Origin of the sequence: Nocardia sp. NPDC004654, assembly GCF_040609595.1 — a bacterium.
Lineage (GTDB): Bacteria > Actinomycetota > Actinomycetes > Mycobacteriales > Mycobacteriaceae > Nocardia.
In genome coordinates, this window is record NZ_JBEXKI010000005.1 from 249,597 (window position 1) to 264,152 (window position 14,556).

Sequence of the window (14,556 nt, forward strand, 5' to 3'; positions counted from 1 at the left end):
GGGCTGCTCGACCTGCCGGACGACGCCCCGGTCGCGGCATCGATTTCGGCGGGGATCGCACGGCTGACAGTCGTTCGGCGCGAACACGATCGCGCGGATGTTTTGCGAATTGATGACGGCGATATGTCGATTGCGATCAAAAATCGCGAATTGTCTGCGGTGGCGGTGCTTGTCGAGTTATCGTCGGCAGGCTCACCGCCATTCCCGCGCAGATCGAAGCGCCCGCGGCGAGCGCCCAGGTCAGTGAACCGGTCAAAATCGCAACGCCGCAGGCCAGGGCCGTGGCGATGAGAGCGCACAGCACGGCCGTACCGCGCTCGATGCCGATTATTCGGCGAGCTCGGTCGTTCCGTGAAGTCATATCGTTGTAGTACCCGAAGGCTCCGTGATTGAAACGTTATTCTTTGTTTCCTTTCTCGGGGCGGTGTTTTCGTCGCGTACCGCGAGCACGCGGCTGGGAGTGCGCGAAAGAGGTTTCGCCAGTGCGGGCTTGCAGAAATTGATCATGACAGCGTGCCCGGCAAGCCCACATCATTCCCGTGTGACACCGGCAAGCGGTGCGCTTGCCCGAACCTTCGCGACGAAGGCGGCGCCGAGTGCCTTGGCGGAGTAGGGATCCTGCCCGGTCAACAGCTCGCGGTCGTCGACGATCTTGCTGCCCATCGGCAGCCGCGTCTGCTCGACGCGCGCGCCGCACTCGCGCAGCAGCTCGGTCGGATCGACAGCGAGGTGACCGCGGAACCGGCGCGCCACCGGGACGACGCTGAGCATGGTGTCCACGACGGTCTTGAAGCACGTCATCCGGTAGCCGTCGTAGATCCAGCGCCCATCCACCTTCGGGGCCGCGGCGAGCGCGGCAGGTGCGTGGCAGATCAGCGCGGTCGGCCGGTCGTGGTCGTGGAAGTACCGAAGCAGCGCACTGAAGTCCTCGTTGCGCGAATCGTCGGTGAACGCGTCGCGGTACAGCAGGTCGACCAGCGGCGCGTGGCCGCCGGGGACGAACACCGCGTCGAAACCGGCGAGGTCGCGCGGCGAAGCGGCCAGGTCGGCGAGGTCGGCGGGCTCGGCGAGGCCGAGCTCGAGCAGGCGGGTGTAGCTGGTCAGCGCCGCGTCGCGGGCGCGGCGGGACATGCCGAAGTACATCAGGCTGCACGAGGTGCCGTCGATCGTCGGGATCTTGCCGCCCGGTGTCGCGAACGACAGCCGGAAGCCAGCGGCGAGCATGGCATCGGTCGGCTCGACGAGTTCACCGAGATAGGTGCCGGTCGGTTCACTGCCGCCCTCGCGCAAAGGGATGCGATCGGCGGCGGACACCACGACCAACACGGTGCGGAGCGCACCAGCACTCCGGCTGGCGGCAGGCGAATTCGAAGCGGTCACAGCCGTCGCGTACCCGCGCGACTTCGCACGAAACCGGCGGTGAATTCCGCTCGTTCGCAACTCTTTTGCCACGGCATGCCCGCCGTACCGCAGCCGAACGGACCATCTGGCTATCTCACAGCTCATCCAGGCCTTCGATCGTTCGATCTCGCACCCGCGTCGAGGTCCGATCACCCGTTGTGCGCGCTCGTGCGTTTCACATATCGGACCGCTCCGGCTTTTCGCAGGAAGAACGCGGTTACAACCGCCTCATATTCGGCGTAGCGTCGAAGACTAGGGGCGTGATGTGATCCGGCCCACCTCTGAACGAGTGAGGCTGCAACCGGGCTCCGTTTCGCACACGCGCTGATATAGAGCGGATGGCAAACCAGGAGTGACCATGAAGGGTGGAGCGAGGCTGGCGGCGGGGGTGGGGATCGGATACGTGCTGGGACGCACGCGCAAAATGCGACTGGCGTTGATGCTCGCGGGCGCGGGATTGAGCAGGCAGGCGGGGGGCCCGCAGGCCCTGCTGCAACGCGGGGCGTCGGTGCTCGGGTCGTCGAAGGAACTGACCAAGATCACCGACACGATTCGCGGTGAGCTGATGGACGCCGCGCGGGCCGCGGCGGTCAGCGCCGCGAGCAACCGTATCGATGCGTTGAACGCCCGCCTCCAGGGCGGCGGCGAGACCTCCGAGGCAGACGAAGACACCGGCCAGGAGGAGCGGCCCGAAGACGCGGACGACTATGCCGAAGAAGACTACGAATCCGACGAAGACCGAGAGGGCGAGGACGAAGACCAGGAGGACGCCGAGTCCGAGAAAGGCAAGAAGTCTTCATCCACCCGCTCACGCACGCCCACCCGCCGTCGGGCCGCGGCGACCAGTTCCAAGCGGACACCGGCCAAATCGTCCGGCTCCGGGGAGCGTAAGCCGACGGGCTCCCGACAGCGTCGAGCCCGAGCCGACACCGCCGACAGCGCGCCGGTGCGACGCACCAGGAGGTGACGGCGATGGCTGCGAAATCTCTCGAAGACGTCACCCGCAAGCTCGGTGAGACCGCGACCGGAGCCGCGAGCCGGGCCAAGAAGACGGCCGGTTCCGCAACACCGCAGCAGCAGCTGCAGGACTCACTGCGGAACCTCACGGGAACCATCGCCGAGCGTGCGCTCACGAGTGTCGCCGGCCGGGTAGCCGGGACAGCTGATCGCCTCACCCAAGTGGCCGAGGGCGGCGGCGGCAACCTGCTGTCGGCGTTGACCGGGGTCGAGAAGCTCGCCGAAGGCAAATCACCGATGTCCGCGGCGATGAGCGCGGGTATGGACAAGCTCAAGAGCTCCGCCACCGAGAAGTTCCAAGACGTGAAGGAATCCCTGACCGGTGGTAAAGGCAAGGGCAGCGGCGGCAAGAAGCTCAAGCTGACCAATATCGTCGAGCACATCGATGTCGGTGTCCCGATCGACCTCGCCTACGACCAGTGGACCCAGTTCGCGGACTTCCCGAAGTTCATGAAGAAGGTCCAGCAAGTCGAGCAGGTCTCCGACGAGAAGCTCGAATGGTCCGGCAAGGTCTTCTGGTCCAAGCGGACCTGGAATTCCACCATCGTCGAACAGGTGCCGTTCGAGCGGATCGTGTGGCGGTCGAAGGGCCACAAAGGCTATATCGACGGCGCGGTGACCTTCCACGAACTCACCCCCGATCTGACGCGGATCATCGTGGTGCTCGAGTACCACCCCGCCGGGCTCTTCGAGAAGACCGCCAACCTCTGGCGTGCGGCCGGACGCCGGGTTCGTTTGGAACTCAAGCACTTCCAGCGTCACGTCATGACCGAGAGCGTGCTGCACCCAGACGACATCGTGGGCTGGCACGGCGAGATCCGTGACAAGAAGGTGGTCAAGGACGACGAGACCGCCCGTCGTGAGGAGGAAGAAGGCGAGGACGAGGAACGCGACGAGGCCGGCGACGGTGAGGAATACGACGAAGCCGAGGAAGAGGAGACGGACGAGGACGAAGAACCCGACGAAGACGAAGAACCTGACGAGGACGAGGGCGAACGCGACGAGGCCGAGGAAGAAGAACCCGACGAGGACGAAGACGAAGAACGCGACGAGGCCGACGAAGGCGAGGAGGCCGAGGAAGACGAGCGGCCCGCCCGTCGGCCCGCGGCGCGCCGGCGCGCCACCTCGACGAGTCGTCGCACCACATCAGGGAGCAGGCGCGGCACCACGGAACGCCGAGCGACCGCGCGCAGGAGGCAAGAAGCATGACCATCGAACCCGCGGGTGGCGGAGGTGTCGCTGCCCGCCCGAATTCTTCGGGCTTGGCCGACGTCATCGACACGATTCTGGACAAAGGTCTGGTCATCGACGCGTTCGTGCGCGTGTCGCTGGTCGGTATCGAACTGGTGACCATCGACGCCAGAGTCGTGGTGGCCAGCGTCGACACTTATCTGCGATTCGCCGAGGCCGTCAATCGACTGGAAATCTCCGACACCGAACCGAAGGGTCTGCCGGATCTGGTCGGGGAGGTCGCCAGCGGCGGTGCCAAGCACAAGACCCAGGGCGCGCTCGAGGCCGCCGGCGAGAAAGTCCTGAACTTCATGGACGACGTCGAGGCGAGGCGCGAGAAGCAAAGCCGGTCGACGAAACGTAGGGAGGATTGATGTCCACCGAACAAGCGACCGAAGCGCGAGAGAAGGAAAGCGCTGGGAGTACCGCGGTGTACGTCTACGGAATCGTGCCCGCGGATGTGGAACCGGAAGAGCAGGCCTCGGGAGTCGGCGATCACGGCGTCACCGTGGTGCGACATGGAGACATCGGCGCGCTGGTCAGCGAGATCTCGACCGACCGCCCGCTCGGTACTCCGGCCGACATGACCGCGCACGCGGAGCTGCTGGACGGCTCGGCCGCCGTGACACCGGTGCTGCCGCTGCGGTTCGGCGCCGTCATGTCCACCGCCGAAGCGGTGGAGAAGGAGTTGCTCGAGGCCCATCAGGACGAATTCCGCGCGGCGCTGGAGGAATTGGAAGGTCGCGCGCAGTTCGTGGTCAAAGGTCGCTACGTCGAGAAGACGATCCTGCGGGAACTGCTCGCCGAGAACGCCGAGGCGGCTCGATTGCGCGACGCGATCCGTGACAAGGAAGCGGATGCCACGCGGGACGCCAGGATGGCACTCGGCGAGATCATCAACCAGGGCATCGAAGCGAAACGAGCCCAGGACACCCGTCGAGTGCTCGACGCGCTCGACGAGCTGGACCCCCTCGTCAACGAGCGGCCCCCGACCAACGAGCAGGACGCGGTGCACGTCGCGATCCTTGTGGAGCTGGCCAGGCAGGGCGACTTGGAGGATGCGCTGGCTCGGCTCGCCGACGAGTGGGAGGACCGCGTGACCTTGTCGCTGCTCGGTCCGATGGCGGCCTACGACTTCGTGATGAAGCGCGCACCGGAGGGCTGATCGGTGGGTTTGATTTCGGCGATCGTCACGTTGCCGCTCGCTCCGGTCCGCGGCGTGATCTGGCTCGGTCAGGTCATCCAGGACGAAGTCGAACGGCAGCTGAACGATCCGGCGACCATCCGGCGTGAGCTCGAGGCGATCGACGAGGCCAGGGCGGCCGGTCAACTGTCCGAGGAAGAGCACGCGCAGGCCCAGCAGGCGGTCCTCGACCGGATGATGCGCCCGCGCGGCACCGCCTGACCGGAGGGAGTGATCCGAGTGAGCGCCCGGAGAGCCGACGACGAGACCGAGGACGGCGGCCGATCGGATCGATCGCAGTGCCGGACCGCCGCACAGGCGGCCGCGGCGGCGATCGCGGAGCTGGCCGAGCTGACTTCGAAGCAGGCCGAGGGGGCAACCTCGGCCGAGCCTATCGAGGAGGGCTGGCTGGTCGAGATCGAGGTGCTCGAGGACCGTCGCATCCCCTCGTCGTCGGACATGCTCGCGCTCTACGAGGTGGAACTCGACCTGGACGGGAACCTGGTGGCCTACCGCAGAACCCGGCGTTACAGCCGCGGTAGTACCGACATCGGTGTCCGAGGTTCGTCATGACCGTCGTGAACAGCGGATCATCGATGCCGGAGCCGTACGGCGGCGGCCACCGGTCGACGAACCTCGGCGACATCCTCGAGCGGGTCCTCGACAAAGGCTTGGTCATCGCGGGCGACATTCAGGTCAATCTGCTCGACATCGAGCTCCTCACGATCAAGCTGCGGCTGGTGGTCGCGTCGCTGGAGACCGCGAAGGCGGTGGGCATCGACTGGTGGGAGACCGATCCGTGGCTCAACAGCAAGGCACGGTCCCTCGAGCGGCAGGATCACGATCTCGAACTCGAGAACCAGAAGCTGCGCGATCGGATCGCCGAACTGGAGTCGCGAAAGGATCTCGGCCGCAAGCCCATCGAGCGCGCACGCGAACCGGAGGAAGAGCGAGACCGTGACTGACGCCGACGGAGTCTGGCTGTACGCGGTGACCGCGGACCTCGGGGCAGACCTGGGCGACCTGACCGGCGTGGCCGGGGAGGCGGTGCGCACGGTGGTCTCCGGCGATCTCGCGGCAGTCGTGGGGTCGGTGCCGCTCGCGGTCTTCGGCGACGAGCCGCTGCGCCGGAATCTGGAGGATCTGACGTGGCTGGAGGCGACGGCTCGGGCCCACGACGCCGTGGTCTCCGCACTGGCGCGACGAGGCGCGGCCGTGCCGTTGCGCTTGGCCGTCGTCTTCCTCGACGACGACCGGGTGCGCGGCATGCTCGACGAACGCCGCGCGGCCTTCGAATCGGCGCTTGCCCTGATCCAGGGGCGGACCGAGTGGGGCGTCAAAGCCTACGGCGACCGGGCGGCGCTCACCGCCGCGGTGGCCGAGGCCGATCTGGCCCGGACCGAAAGAGGCGGCGCGGGCACGGCTTATCTGCTGCGGCGGCGCGCGCAGTTGTCCGCGCGGGAGACCGTCGAACGCGACGCGGCCGAGCGCGCCGACCAGATCCACGAGCGCCTCGTCCGGCAGGCCGCGGCGGGTCGGCGTCAGCCGCTGACCGATCCCGTGCTGAACGGCCGCCGGGACTGGATGGTGCTCAACGGCACCTACCTCGTCGACGACGACCGCGCCGACGAATTCGCCGCGGTGGTCGAGGATCTCGGGAAGCAGTTCCCCGGCATCCGGCTCGAGCTCACCGGTCCCTGGCCGCCGTACTCGTTCGCCGGTGCGGAACGGGAGGCGCGATGACGCGCACCGACAGCGAGCGACGCGTCGCGCTCATCGATCTGCTGGATCGGGTGCTCGCGGGCGGCGTCGTCGTCACCGGCGACATCAGGCTCTCCATCGCGGACGTCGACATGGTCCAGATCTCGCTGCGCGCCCTGATCTCCTCGGTCAGCACCATCTCCGCCAACCCGCTCGCGCCGGCGGCGCGCAGCGCACTGGAACCGGCCCCGGATGACTGAATTCGACGGCCTGTCACCGCGTATCGACGCCGATCCCGAATCCGTCGAACGCGGACTCGTCACGCTCGTACTCACCTTGGTGGAGCTGCTGCGACAGCTGATGGAGCGCCAGGCACTGCGCCGCGTGGACGACGGCGACCTCAGCGAGGCGCAGATCGAACGCATCGGCACCACCCTCATGCTGCTCGAGCAGCGCATGGACGAATTGCGCGAGCACTTCGGTCTCACACCCGAGGACCTGAACATCGACCTCGGCCCACTAGGGACGCTTCTGCCCGAAAGGTGACAGTCCGTGCGGACTATGCGGCGAGGAGGTCGGGATCATCGGCCACAGGGGTGCCGCCCGCTCGCTCCAGCAGGCGGGCGAGGGCGTCGGCGACGTGGCGTGGTTGCTCGAGGATCACGGAGTGGCCAGCGCCCTCGACCATCACCAGGTCCGAGTACTCGATGGTGGCGGCCATCGCGACGGAGTGCGAGGGCGGCGTCATCAGGTCGGCCGAGCCGCACAGCACCAGCGTCGGGATCTTCGAGAGGACGGCGAGCGCGTCGGTCTGGTCGTAGACCATGAAGGCGCTCAGGAAGCTCGCCATCGTCACGATCGAAGTCTTGTTGTGCATCGCGTTGGCGAGCGTCAGCACCCGTGAGCTGACCTTGCGATCGCCGAACTCGGCGGTGCGGATGAGGGGGGCGAAGACCTTGCAGGCCAACAGCTTCGCGTGGTGCATCATGCTCGGCGCGCGCCGGACGGCGGCCTGGAACAAGGAAATGACCGGGTTGCGCAGGAGACGGCCGAAGCCCGCGTCGGCGAGCCCGTTCGCGGCGGTCGCGATGAGCGCGACGCCGACGACGCGAGTGCCGATTTCGTGCGGGTACAAGCTGGCATAGGTCAGCGCGGTCATGCCACCCATGGAGTGGCCGACCAGCACGACCGGCCCGATGGGGGCGACGACGTCGAGCACGTCGCGCAGGTCGTGGCCGAGCTGCTCGAGGTTGTAGGTCTGACGGGACGCGACGGCGGAGTCGCCGTGGCCGCGGTGGTCGTAGCAGACGAGCCGACCGCCCGGATACTTGCGCATCAGCGCGTCGCGGACGTAGGCCCAAGACGCGGTGCGCAGGCAGTGTCCGTGCAGGAGTACGACCGTGAGCTCCGCGTCTTGCGGTCCGTATTCACGAAGGGCGAGTTCCACACCGTCTCGGGTCGAGACCGTGGCACGCCGACCCGCCGAGGTGGCGGCTGTGCTGGTGATCGACATCGGAGGCTCCGGTTCGCTGGTGGTTACGTGTCCCACTGTCCGCCGGATCGTCCGCCGTAGTCAGTGCCCCGAGAGCTGAAGTCGCTTCCCCAAGGGGTGAACGGATCACCACCTTGGTGGAACCGGATCTACGCGGCGCAGAACTCGTTGCCTTCGGGGTCTCGCATGACCCACCAGTGCCCGGCGGGTCCGTTGTCGAACTCGCGGACGCGAGTCGCGCCGAGCCCTTCCAGCCGTGCCACGAGACCCTCGAGATCGCCCGGCTCGCTGTGCACGTCGATGTGCAGGCGGTTCTTGCCGGACTTGTCCTCGGGTACGTCCTGGAAGAGCAGCCGCCTGCCGCGCCCGACGCCACTGAGCGGATCGAACGGATCGTCGGGATGCCGGATTCCGGCGTAGCCGCGAAAGATCTTGCGGCCTCCGTGCTCCAGAATCGCCTCCTCGCCGAGATGGCCCGCGGCGAGCAGCTGCTCGATGAGAGCGCTGGGGTCTTCCACCTCGTACTCCAGGGCCGCGGCCCAGAAGTCCGCGAGGGCGGGCGCGTTCTTGCTGTCGATGACGAGCTTCCAGTTCAATGCCACGCGCCGGAAACTACACCGCCGGTACGACAGAAACGCGGCGCCAGGCCCGCACCGACACATCGAAGCCGAACCCGACTCCGGTCACGGTCGGTAGCGCCAAGGTGACAGGTCGAGGTCGGGGTAGCGCAACGCCATGCCCGCCAGAGTTTCGTCGGTCCAGAAGGCATGGCCGGGCGGCGGGAATCCGAAGAGCTGTAGCTGACGCGGGCTGGCGCGTTCGACGAACCGATACCAGGCGGGTTCGTGGCTGCGCAGCGCCCATCCGTAGCGCTGGCCCCACTCGTTGTCGGCGCGGCGGTAGCCCAGATGCATCGAGAAACGCGCGCCGCCCGGCCGTGCCATGCCGGTACCGCGGTGAAAGGTGCCCAACTCGAACGCCACCACCGTGCCGGCGGGACCGGCGGCGGAGACCTCACGTTCGTACAGGTCCGGTCGGCCCGGCCCGCGGAACCTCGCGGCCGGGTCTTGTCCGGACTCCCCATCCGGAAACCAGTTCGGTGTGGCGGCGATATCCCTTGTGTGAGTTCGCGATACGAGATGGGGAGGGCCCAGATCCTCGGGGACGTCGTCGAGAAAGACGAACATCTCGACCTGCTTGAAGGCCGGGGCGCTGCTCGGCACCAGCAGGGTGTGGTTGAGGTAGTCGCGGTGTAGATGCTGGTCGTAGTCCGCCGCACCGGTGTACTTCGCCCACGCCTCGGCCGTGTAGAGGCGTAAGTCGTTGCTGCCCAGCAGTTCCTCGGCCAGATCCGCCAATTGATTCCGAGCGGCTGGGGCTGCTCAGCGAGACGGTAAGGCGCGGATGATGTCGAGGGCTTGGCCGAGGTTGTCCAGGCGAGCGGCGAGGGTGTCCCCCGCGGGATAGAGGCGGACGGTGTCGACACCGGCTTCCTGCCAGACCCGCAACCGGTCGCGCACCATGTCGCACGTTCCGATGAGGGTGGTGGCCAGCACCATGTCGTCGCTGATCAGCGCCGCCGCACCGGCGCGGTCGCCCGCGTGCCAGCGCTCGTTCACCTCGGCGGCGATATCCGACCAGCCCTGCCTGCTGTAGGCGTTGTTGTAGAAGTTGGTCGTGCTGGTGCCCATCGCGCTCAGCGAGAACGCCAGCTCCAGCTTGCGACTGGCGAGCACTTCCGGCAGGTCCGCCTCGTCGGCGACGATGTTCACTTCCGCGCCTTGGCAGATGTCCAGATCGGCGCGGGTGCGACCGAAGCGGCTCAGGCCTTTGTCCAGATGGGAGAAGTACGCCTCGTCGGCGCCTTCCGGGACGAAGCTGGTACCCAGCCAGCCGTCGGCGATCTCACCGGTCAGTTCCAGCATCTTCGGCGACAGCGTCGCGAGGTAGATCGGCACCGACACCGGCTCCAGGGAAACCCGCATCGGCTTGCCCTGTCCATCGGGCAGCGGAATCGCGAATTCCCTTCCGCGATAAGCGATCTTGTCGCCGGTGAACACCTGGCGGACGATCTCGACGGTCTCGCGCATGCGCCGCAGCGGGTGGGCGAACGGTACGCCGTGCAGCCCCTCGATGACCTGTGGACCCGAGGCGCCCAAGCCGAGCAGGAACCGGCCACCGGACAGCTGCGCCAAGGTCATCGCGGTCTGGGCGATCGTGACCGGCGATCGGGTTCCGAGCTGAATGACGCCCGAACCCAACAGGATTCGTTCCGTGCGCGCGGCCAGATAACCCAGCGGCGACGGCGCGTCGCTCCCCCACGCCTCGGCCACCCAGCACATGTCGAGCCCGAGCTTCTCGGCTTCGACGACGAACTCGGTGATCGTGCGCCAATCGCCGCCGGTACCTTCCACGGTCGTCGCGGTGCGCATCACTTCTCCTGTTCGGCGAGCCGCTTGATGGCGGCGAGGTTGGTTCGGATACCGCTCTCGAATTCGCGCAGCCGCACGAAAACGATCTTCTGTTCCTTGTCGGGCATCGCCTCGATCGCGAGGCTGAGTCCGGACGGCGCCGGTCCCATCTGCGCTTCCTGGCGCAGTGTCGTCCCCGAACCGGTGGGCTCGAGCGCGAACCGCCACACCGACGACGGATGGGCGGGATCGCCTATCGCCCAAGCGAATCGACGTGGTCCGTCGAACTCCACCACGGTGCTGACCGTCTCCCATTCGCCCAGGGATGGATGGGCATTCCGGCCGACGAACCGGCGCCCGACGCCGGGACCGGTGGCCTCGTCCAGCCAGGACACGTCCTGCACCTCGGCGCTGAGCTGCGGCATCAGGTGAATATCGCTGATCAGCTCCCATACCGCGTTCGCGTCCGCCTCGATGTAGACCTCCGCGGCGACCACCGGCACGTCCGCATAGACCTGTCCGGTCCACTCCATTTCCGAACCCTTCCCGCTAGCCCCTCTGCCTCCATAGTTGCGTAGATAGACCCACTGCGCAAATGCAAAAGAATTGTTCTAGCTGCTGAGTCTCATAAATAGATCCGCTAGCATGGTCGAATGAGGCGTACCTCGTTCGCACACTGGCCCTGCTCGTTCGCGCGCACCATCGACCTGCTCGGCGACTGGTGGACCCCGATGGTCATGCGCGAAGCGTTCTACGGATTCCGTCGATTCGACGAGTTCCAGCAGGAACTCGGCATCGCCAGGAACACGCTGTCCGAGCGGCTGCGCCGACTTGTCGAGGCCGGATTGCTCGACAAGGTCCTGTACGAAACGCAGCCGCCCCGATGCGAGTACGTGCTGACCGAATCCGGGCGCGACTTCTACACCATCGTCGCCGCGATGACCCGATGGGGCGATCGGTGGCTCGCCGACAGCGACGGACCGCCGCTGGTCTTTCACCACGAGCCCTGCGGACACGACAGTACGGCCGAGGTGGTGTGCGGACACTGCCGAGAACCGATCGATGTCGACGACGTCGTCCCGCGCCCGGGCCCCGGCTACCCCGCCAAACTGCTCACCCGCCCGGATGTGCGGCGGAGATTCCACCTCGACGAATCCGGCGACGCCCGGCCGCACGACAACTCCGCGCGAACCGAGAACGCCACGACTCCATAACGCGCTCCGCCGGTCTCGCCTTGGGACGCCTGTCCGCTTCGGCGGACTATCGAGGCGAGCCATGCGCGCTGCGCCCGGAGCTTGCGGGACCGATCGCGTTCGCGATCGCGAAGCCGACGACGATCAACGTCGGAACGAGCAACACCTCGAAGCTCACCACCGGCCCGGCGCTGTGGTGCCCGGCATGCGCCGCCGCGCCGGGGCTCGTGCCCATCGCCGCGGCCATGAACGCGGGATCGGCGATGTACAGATACATCGGATAGCACACGGCGACGGTGACGGACAGACCGGCGGCCGCGATCACGCCCGCGGCGGGCCCGGCCGGAAGATGTCGCGACCCCCGCTGGATGACCAGCCAGGTCAGGACACCGGGAGCGAAACCCCATCCGAGGACGAACCAGGTCGCCATCAGCGTCTTGCGGGCCGGATCCTCGGCCATGGCAAGCAGGTCCGCGTGCCAGGCGAGCAGATCGAAGCACGCGCCGATGACCGTGAGCCGGACGCAGACGCCGAGGGTGTTGGAACTCGATTCCTCCATCGGGCTCAGTGAAACACGGCTTCTATGAATTATGCAATAGTGTATAAAACTGCGGGGCCTACTCGGCCCGCGCGTGACGTCGAAGGAGGGGCCGTGCCCAAGAACACCAGGGCGGCGATGATCCACAGTGCGGTGGAAGTGCTGCGCGAGCGCGGGGTCGGCGGCGTGACGATCGACGCGATCCTGGCCCGCAGCGGCTCGCCGCGTGGCTCGGTGTATCACCACTTCCCCGGTGGCCGAGCGCAATTGATCACCGAGGCCCTGGAATTCGCCGGGGACGCGATCGGCGCCATCATCGAGGGGGCGGCCGCGGAGGGATCCACCGCGATCCTGCACGAGTTCGTGCGATTCTGGCGGCAGATGCTGCTCGACAGCGATTTCACCGCGGGCTGCCCGGTGGTCGCGGTGGCCGTCGGCTCCAACGACGAGGCGCCCGAACTGTTCGACAGCACGGCCGGAATCTTCCAACGCTGGTGGGACGCACTGCATCGGGCGTTCCTCGGCGAGGGTCTGGCCGAGGACGATGCCGGGCAGCTGGCGACCATGGCGATCGCCTCGGTCGAAGGCGCTGTGGTGCTGTGCCGGTCACGGCGCGGCCCGCAGCCGCTCGACGACGTCGCGCACCAGCTGGAACTCCTGATCGACAGTCAGCGCTTCCTCTCCCGCGCACGCCGCTCGACATCGACCGAGCGGTCTTAGCCGAGGATCTTCCGCTCGCTCCCTCTGGTCTATGCATTATGGTATGTGACATACTCTGCACCAGCCGTCGACCACCGCTCGACCGGCCATCCCAGCGACCCACTCGGCGTCGTCACACCACCGGCCCGCACCGGTGCAGATTCAGGAGTACTCAATGGCCACGATGCCGAATTTCGCCACGACCGCAGGACCGTCGATGTCCGAGGGTGAACGCCGAGCTCTCCGGACGATCAAGGTCTTCATTTCCCTGGGTTTCCAAGGGGAACTGTTGTTCTTGATCATCGGGTTGATCCTCTTTCCCGATAACGGCCCACTCGTATGGCGTTTGGTTTGGACCCTCGGCTTGTGCGGAATCGGCATGGGCGCGGCCGTCGGCGGCATCACCTACCTGATCGGCCACCGATTCCGCCCCGGCACCCGTGCCGCCTACCTCGTCACCGCGTTGTCCGCGGCAGCGGCATACAGCGTGTGCCAGACGCTGTGCTGGAGCCTGGACCACAACGTCGGCCTGAACTACTGGGGTTCGATCGACATGCCCGAACTGTTCTTGATCAAGGGCTACACCGCCGCGCTTCTCGGCGGCGTGACAGGCAGCTTCCTGCTGAATTCCGACCTCGGCACTCGCTTGCTCGATCGAGCGAGGATGTGAGCGGTTCCCTCGGAGGCCTACCCTCAGTTCCCGGAAAGCACTGAAAACGAACCACCGCGCGGTCTTTCGACTGCGCGGTGGTGGCGTTTGCTTATCGAGGCGCCTGCTGAATGATCTTGCGGCACCGCCGATGCAGGTAGTTCACGGAGAGCCATAGCGTACGGAACGCCGGGTTGCGGGTCTGCTTGTGGTGGCAGCGGTGAGCATGCCGGGCAGGTGGCTTGGCTGGCGACGGGCGCGGACCGCACCGTGTTCATCGCCCATCAGCTGACCTTGGCGACGACGCGCAGCGGCAGAACCCGCATGGCGGCCGCCAGCGGCAAGCCCGGCCAGGCGGGGACTTTGGCCTGGACGCGTTCGGCCTCGATGGCTTTGACCATGGCCCGCACGCCTTTTCTGGTCGACACCATCAGCGGCGTGCGGCCCGCGGCGGCGGTCATCTCCGACTCGATGTACCCCGGGTACAGCGTGGTGACCGCGATCGGAGTGTCGAGCAGTTCGGCGCGGATCCCCTCGGCCAGCGCCGCGACACCGGCCTTGCTCGCGGCATAGGTGGTGAGATTGCGCGGCAGGCCCCGCATCGCGCTGATCGAGGAGATGACGACGAGGTGACCGGACCGCTGACGGCGGAAGATCTCCACTGCGGCCTCGCATTGGGCAAGTGCCGCAACGAAATTCGTCTCGGCGGTCTGCCGGTTCGCGTGGAAGCGGCCGGTGCCGATCGGCTGGCCTTTGCCGAGCCCGGCGTTGACGATCACCCGGTCCAGGCCGTCGAGGTCGTCGCGGAAGGCATGGAACACCTCGAAGACCGCGTCGTGGTCGTTGACGTCGAGTTCGCGCACGCTGACCCGAATGCCGGGGTGCGCGGCGAGCAATTCGTCGCGCAGCTGGTGCAGCCGCTCGACGCGGCGCGCGCACAGCGCGAGGTCGCGTCCTTTCGCGGCGAAGCCGCGGGCCATCTCCTCGCCGAGGCCGCTGCTGGCGCCGGTGATCAGAATGCGCTGTCGGGTGGTCATCGACG

At 67.0% G+C, this 14,556-nt stretch carries 21 protein-coding genes; 13 read left to right on the top strand and 8 right to left on the bottom strand.

Annotation, left to right across the window (positions count from 1 at the left end):
- Window positions 1-531: 531 nt before the first annotated feature.
- Window positions 532-1,326 carry a DJ-1/PfpI family protein gene (locus ABZV58_RS18695; RefSeq protein ID WP_355001385.1) on the bottom strand — a complete coding sequence of 265 codons (795 nt, stop codon included), beginning with the start codon at window positions 1,324-1,326 and terminating at the stop codon, window positions 532-534.
- 433 nt (window positions 1,327-1,759) lie between these two features.
- Between ABZV58_RS18695 and ABZV58_RS18700 the strand changes: the two genes are divergently transcribed.
- Genes ABZV58_RS18700 through ABZV58_RS18745 form a run of 10 tightly spaced genes read left to right on the top strand, consistent with a single transcriptional unit; the run spans window position 1,760 to window position 7,078 of the window.
- Entirely contained in the window at window positions 1,760-2,368 is a 609-nt protein-coding gene (locus tag ABZV58_RS18700; RefSeq protein WP_355001386.1) for a hypothetical protein, read from the top strand.
- Window positions 2,369-2,373: 5 nt separating this feature from the next.
- Window positions 2,374-3,627 (top strand): SRPBCC family protein, encoded by a 1,254-nt coding sequence (locus ABZV58_RS18705; protein WP_355001387.1) that lies wholly within the window; start codon window positions 2,374-2,376, stop codon window positions 3,625-3,627.
- Complete coding sequence (gvpJ, locus tag ABZV58_RS18710) at window positions 3,624-4,022, top strand: gas vesicle protein GvpJ (RefSeq protein WP_097244002.1); 399 nt, start codon at window positions 3,624-3,626, stop codon at window positions 4,020-4,022. Before ABZV58_RS18705 ends, gvpJ (ABZV58_RS18710) begins: the two co-directional genes overlap by 4 nt.
- Window positions 4,022-4,813: a GvpL/GvpF family gas vesicle protein gene (locus tag ABZV58_RS18715; RefSeq protein WP_355001388.1), complete on the top strand. Its 792-nt coding sequence runs from the start codon at window positions 4,022-4,024 to the stop codon at window positions 4,811-4,813. Before gvpJ (ABZV58_RS18710) ends, ABZV58_RS18715 begins: the two co-directional genes overlap by 1 nt.
- Before the next feature lie 3 nt (window positions 4,814-4,816).
- Window positions 4,817-5,053, top strand: a complete 237-nt coding sequence (locus ABZV58_RS18720) for a gas vesicle protein GvpG (protein WP_355001389.1) — start codon at window positions 4,817-4,819, stop codon at window positions 5,051-5,053.
- A gap of 18 nt (window positions 5,054-5,071) precedes the next feature.
- Window positions 5,072-5,404 carry a gas vesicle protein GvpO gene (gene gvpO / locus ABZV58_RS18725; RefSeq protein WP_355001390.1) on the top strand — a complete coding sequence of 111 codons (333 nt, stop codon included), beginning with the start codon at window positions 5,072-5,074 and terminating at the stop codon, window positions 5,402-5,404.
- Window positions 5,401-5,796, top strand: coding sequence for a gas vesicle protein GvpJ (gvpJ, locus tag ABZV58_RS18730; protein ID WP_355001391.1), 396 nt, complete (start codon window positions 5,401-5,403; stop codon window positions 5,794-5,796). Before gvpO ends, gvpJ (ABZV58_RS18730) begins: the two co-directional genes overlap by 4 nt.
- Window positions 5,789-6,574 carry a GvpL/GvpF family gas vesicle protein gene (locus ABZV58_RS18735; RefSeq protein ID WP_355001392.1) on the top strand — a complete coding sequence of 262 codons (786 nt, stop codon included), beginning with the start codon at window positions 5,789-5,791 and terminating at the stop codon, window positions 6,572-6,574. Before gvpJ (ABZV58_RS18730) ends, ABZV58_RS18735 begins: the two co-directional genes overlap by 8 nt.
- The gene (locus ABZV58_RS18740) at window positions 6,571-6,792 is read left to right on the top strand and encodes a gas vesicle protein (protein WP_355001393.1); all 222 of its coding nucleotides are present in this window, start codon (window positions 6,571-6,573) and stop codon (window positions 6,790-6,792) included. Before ABZV58_RS18735 ends, ABZV58_RS18740 begins: the two co-directional genes overlap by 4 nt.
- Entirely contained in the window at window positions 6,785-7,078 is a 294-nt protein-coding gene (locus ABZV58_RS18745; RefSeq protein WP_355001394.1) for a gas vesicle protein K, read from the top strand. Before ABZV58_RS18740 ends, ABZV58_RS18745 begins: the two co-directional genes overlap by 8 nt.
- A 13-nt stretch (window positions 7,079-7,091) precedes the next feature.
- Here ABZV58_RS18745 and ABZV58_RS18750 read toward each other — a convergent pair whose 3' ends face one another.
- From ABZV58_RS18750 to ABZV58_RS18770, 5 genes are all read right to left on the bottom strand, one after another.
- Entirely contained in the window at window positions 7,092-8,045 is a 954-nt protein-coding gene (locus ABZV58_RS18750; RefSeq protein WP_355001395.1) for an alpha/beta hydrolase, read from the bottom strand.
- Window positions 8,046-8,173: 128 nt separating this feature from the next.
- The gene (locus ABZV58_RS18755; RefSeq protein ID WP_355001396.1) at window positions 8,174-8,626 is read right to left on the bottom strand and encodes a VOC family protein; all 453 of its coding nucleotides are present in this window, start codon (window positions 8,624-8,626) and stop codon (window positions 8,174-8,176) included.
- An 81-nt stretch (window positions 8,627-8,707) separates the two neighbouring features.
- A complete protein-coding gene (locus tag ABZV58_RS18760; RefSeq protein ID WP_355001397.1) occupies window positions 8,708-9,382 on the bottom strand; it encodes a phytanoyl-CoA dioxygenase family protein in 675 nt (224 codons plus the stop codon).
- A 24-nt stretch (window positions 9,383-9,406) separates the two neighbouring features.
- Window positions 9,407-10,456, bottom strand: coding sequence for an LLM class flavin-dependent oxidoreductase (locus ABZV58_RS18765; protein ID WP_355001398.1), 1,050 nt, complete (start codon window positions 10,454-10,456; stop codon window positions 9,407-9,409).
- The gene (locus ABZV58_RS18770) at window positions 10,456-10,968 is read right to left on the bottom strand and encodes an SRPBCC family protein (protein ID WP_355001399.1); all 513 of its coding nucleotides are present in this window, start codon (window positions 10,966-10,968) and stop codon (window positions 10,456-10,458) included. Before ABZV58_RS18770 ends, ABZV58_RS18765 begins: the two co-directional genes overlap by 1 nt.
- 120 nt (window positions 10,969-11,088) lie before the next feature.
- On the opposite strand from ABZV58_RS18770, the gene ABZV58_RS18775 reads away from it, so the two are divergent.
- Window positions 11,089-11,649: a helix-turn-helix domain-containing protein gene (locus ABZV58_RS18775; protein WP_355001400.1), complete on the top strand. Its 561-nt coding sequence runs from the start codon at window positions 11,089-11,091 to the stop codon at window positions 11,647-11,649.
- 46 nt (window positions 11,650-11,695) lie between these two features.
- Here the strand turns inward: ABZV58_RS18775 and ABZV58_RS18780 are convergent, their stop codons facing one another.
- On the bottom strand, window positions 11,696-12,187 hold the full coding sequence (locus ABZV58_RS18780; protein WP_355001401.1) for a hypothetical protein: 492 nt from the start codon (window positions 12,185-12,187) through the stop codon (window positions 11,696-11,698).
- Window positions 12,188-12,280: 93 nt separating this feature from the next.
- On the opposite strand from ABZV58_RS18780, the gene ABZV58_RS18785 reads away from it, so the two are divergent.
- Together ABZV58_RS18785 and ABZV58_RS18790 are read left to right on the top strand one after the other, a co-directional pair.
- Window positions 12,281-12,886, top strand: coding sequence for a TetR/AcrR family transcriptional regulator (locus ABZV58_RS18785; protein ID WP_355001402.1), 606 nt, complete (start codon window positions 12,281-12,283; stop codon window positions 12,884-12,886).
- Window positions 12,887-13,082: 196 nt separating this feature from the next.
- Window positions 13,083-13,535 carry a hypothetical protein gene (locus ABZV58_RS18790; RefSeq protein ID WP_355001403.1) on the top strand — a complete coding sequence of 151 codons (453 nt, stop codon included), beginning with the start codon at window positions 13,083-13,085 and terminating at the stop codon, window positions 13,533-13,535.
- 263 nt (window positions 13,536-13,798) lie between these two features.
- On the opposite strand, the gene ABZV58_RS18795 is transcribed toward ABZV58_RS18790, so the two are convergent.
- Complete coding sequence (locus ABZV58_RS18795; protein WP_355001404.1) at window positions 13,799-14,551, bottom strand: SDR family oxidoreductase; 753 nt, start codon at window positions 14,549-14,551, stop codon at window positions 13,799-13,801.
- Window positions 14,552-14,556: the final 5 nt, after the last annotated feature.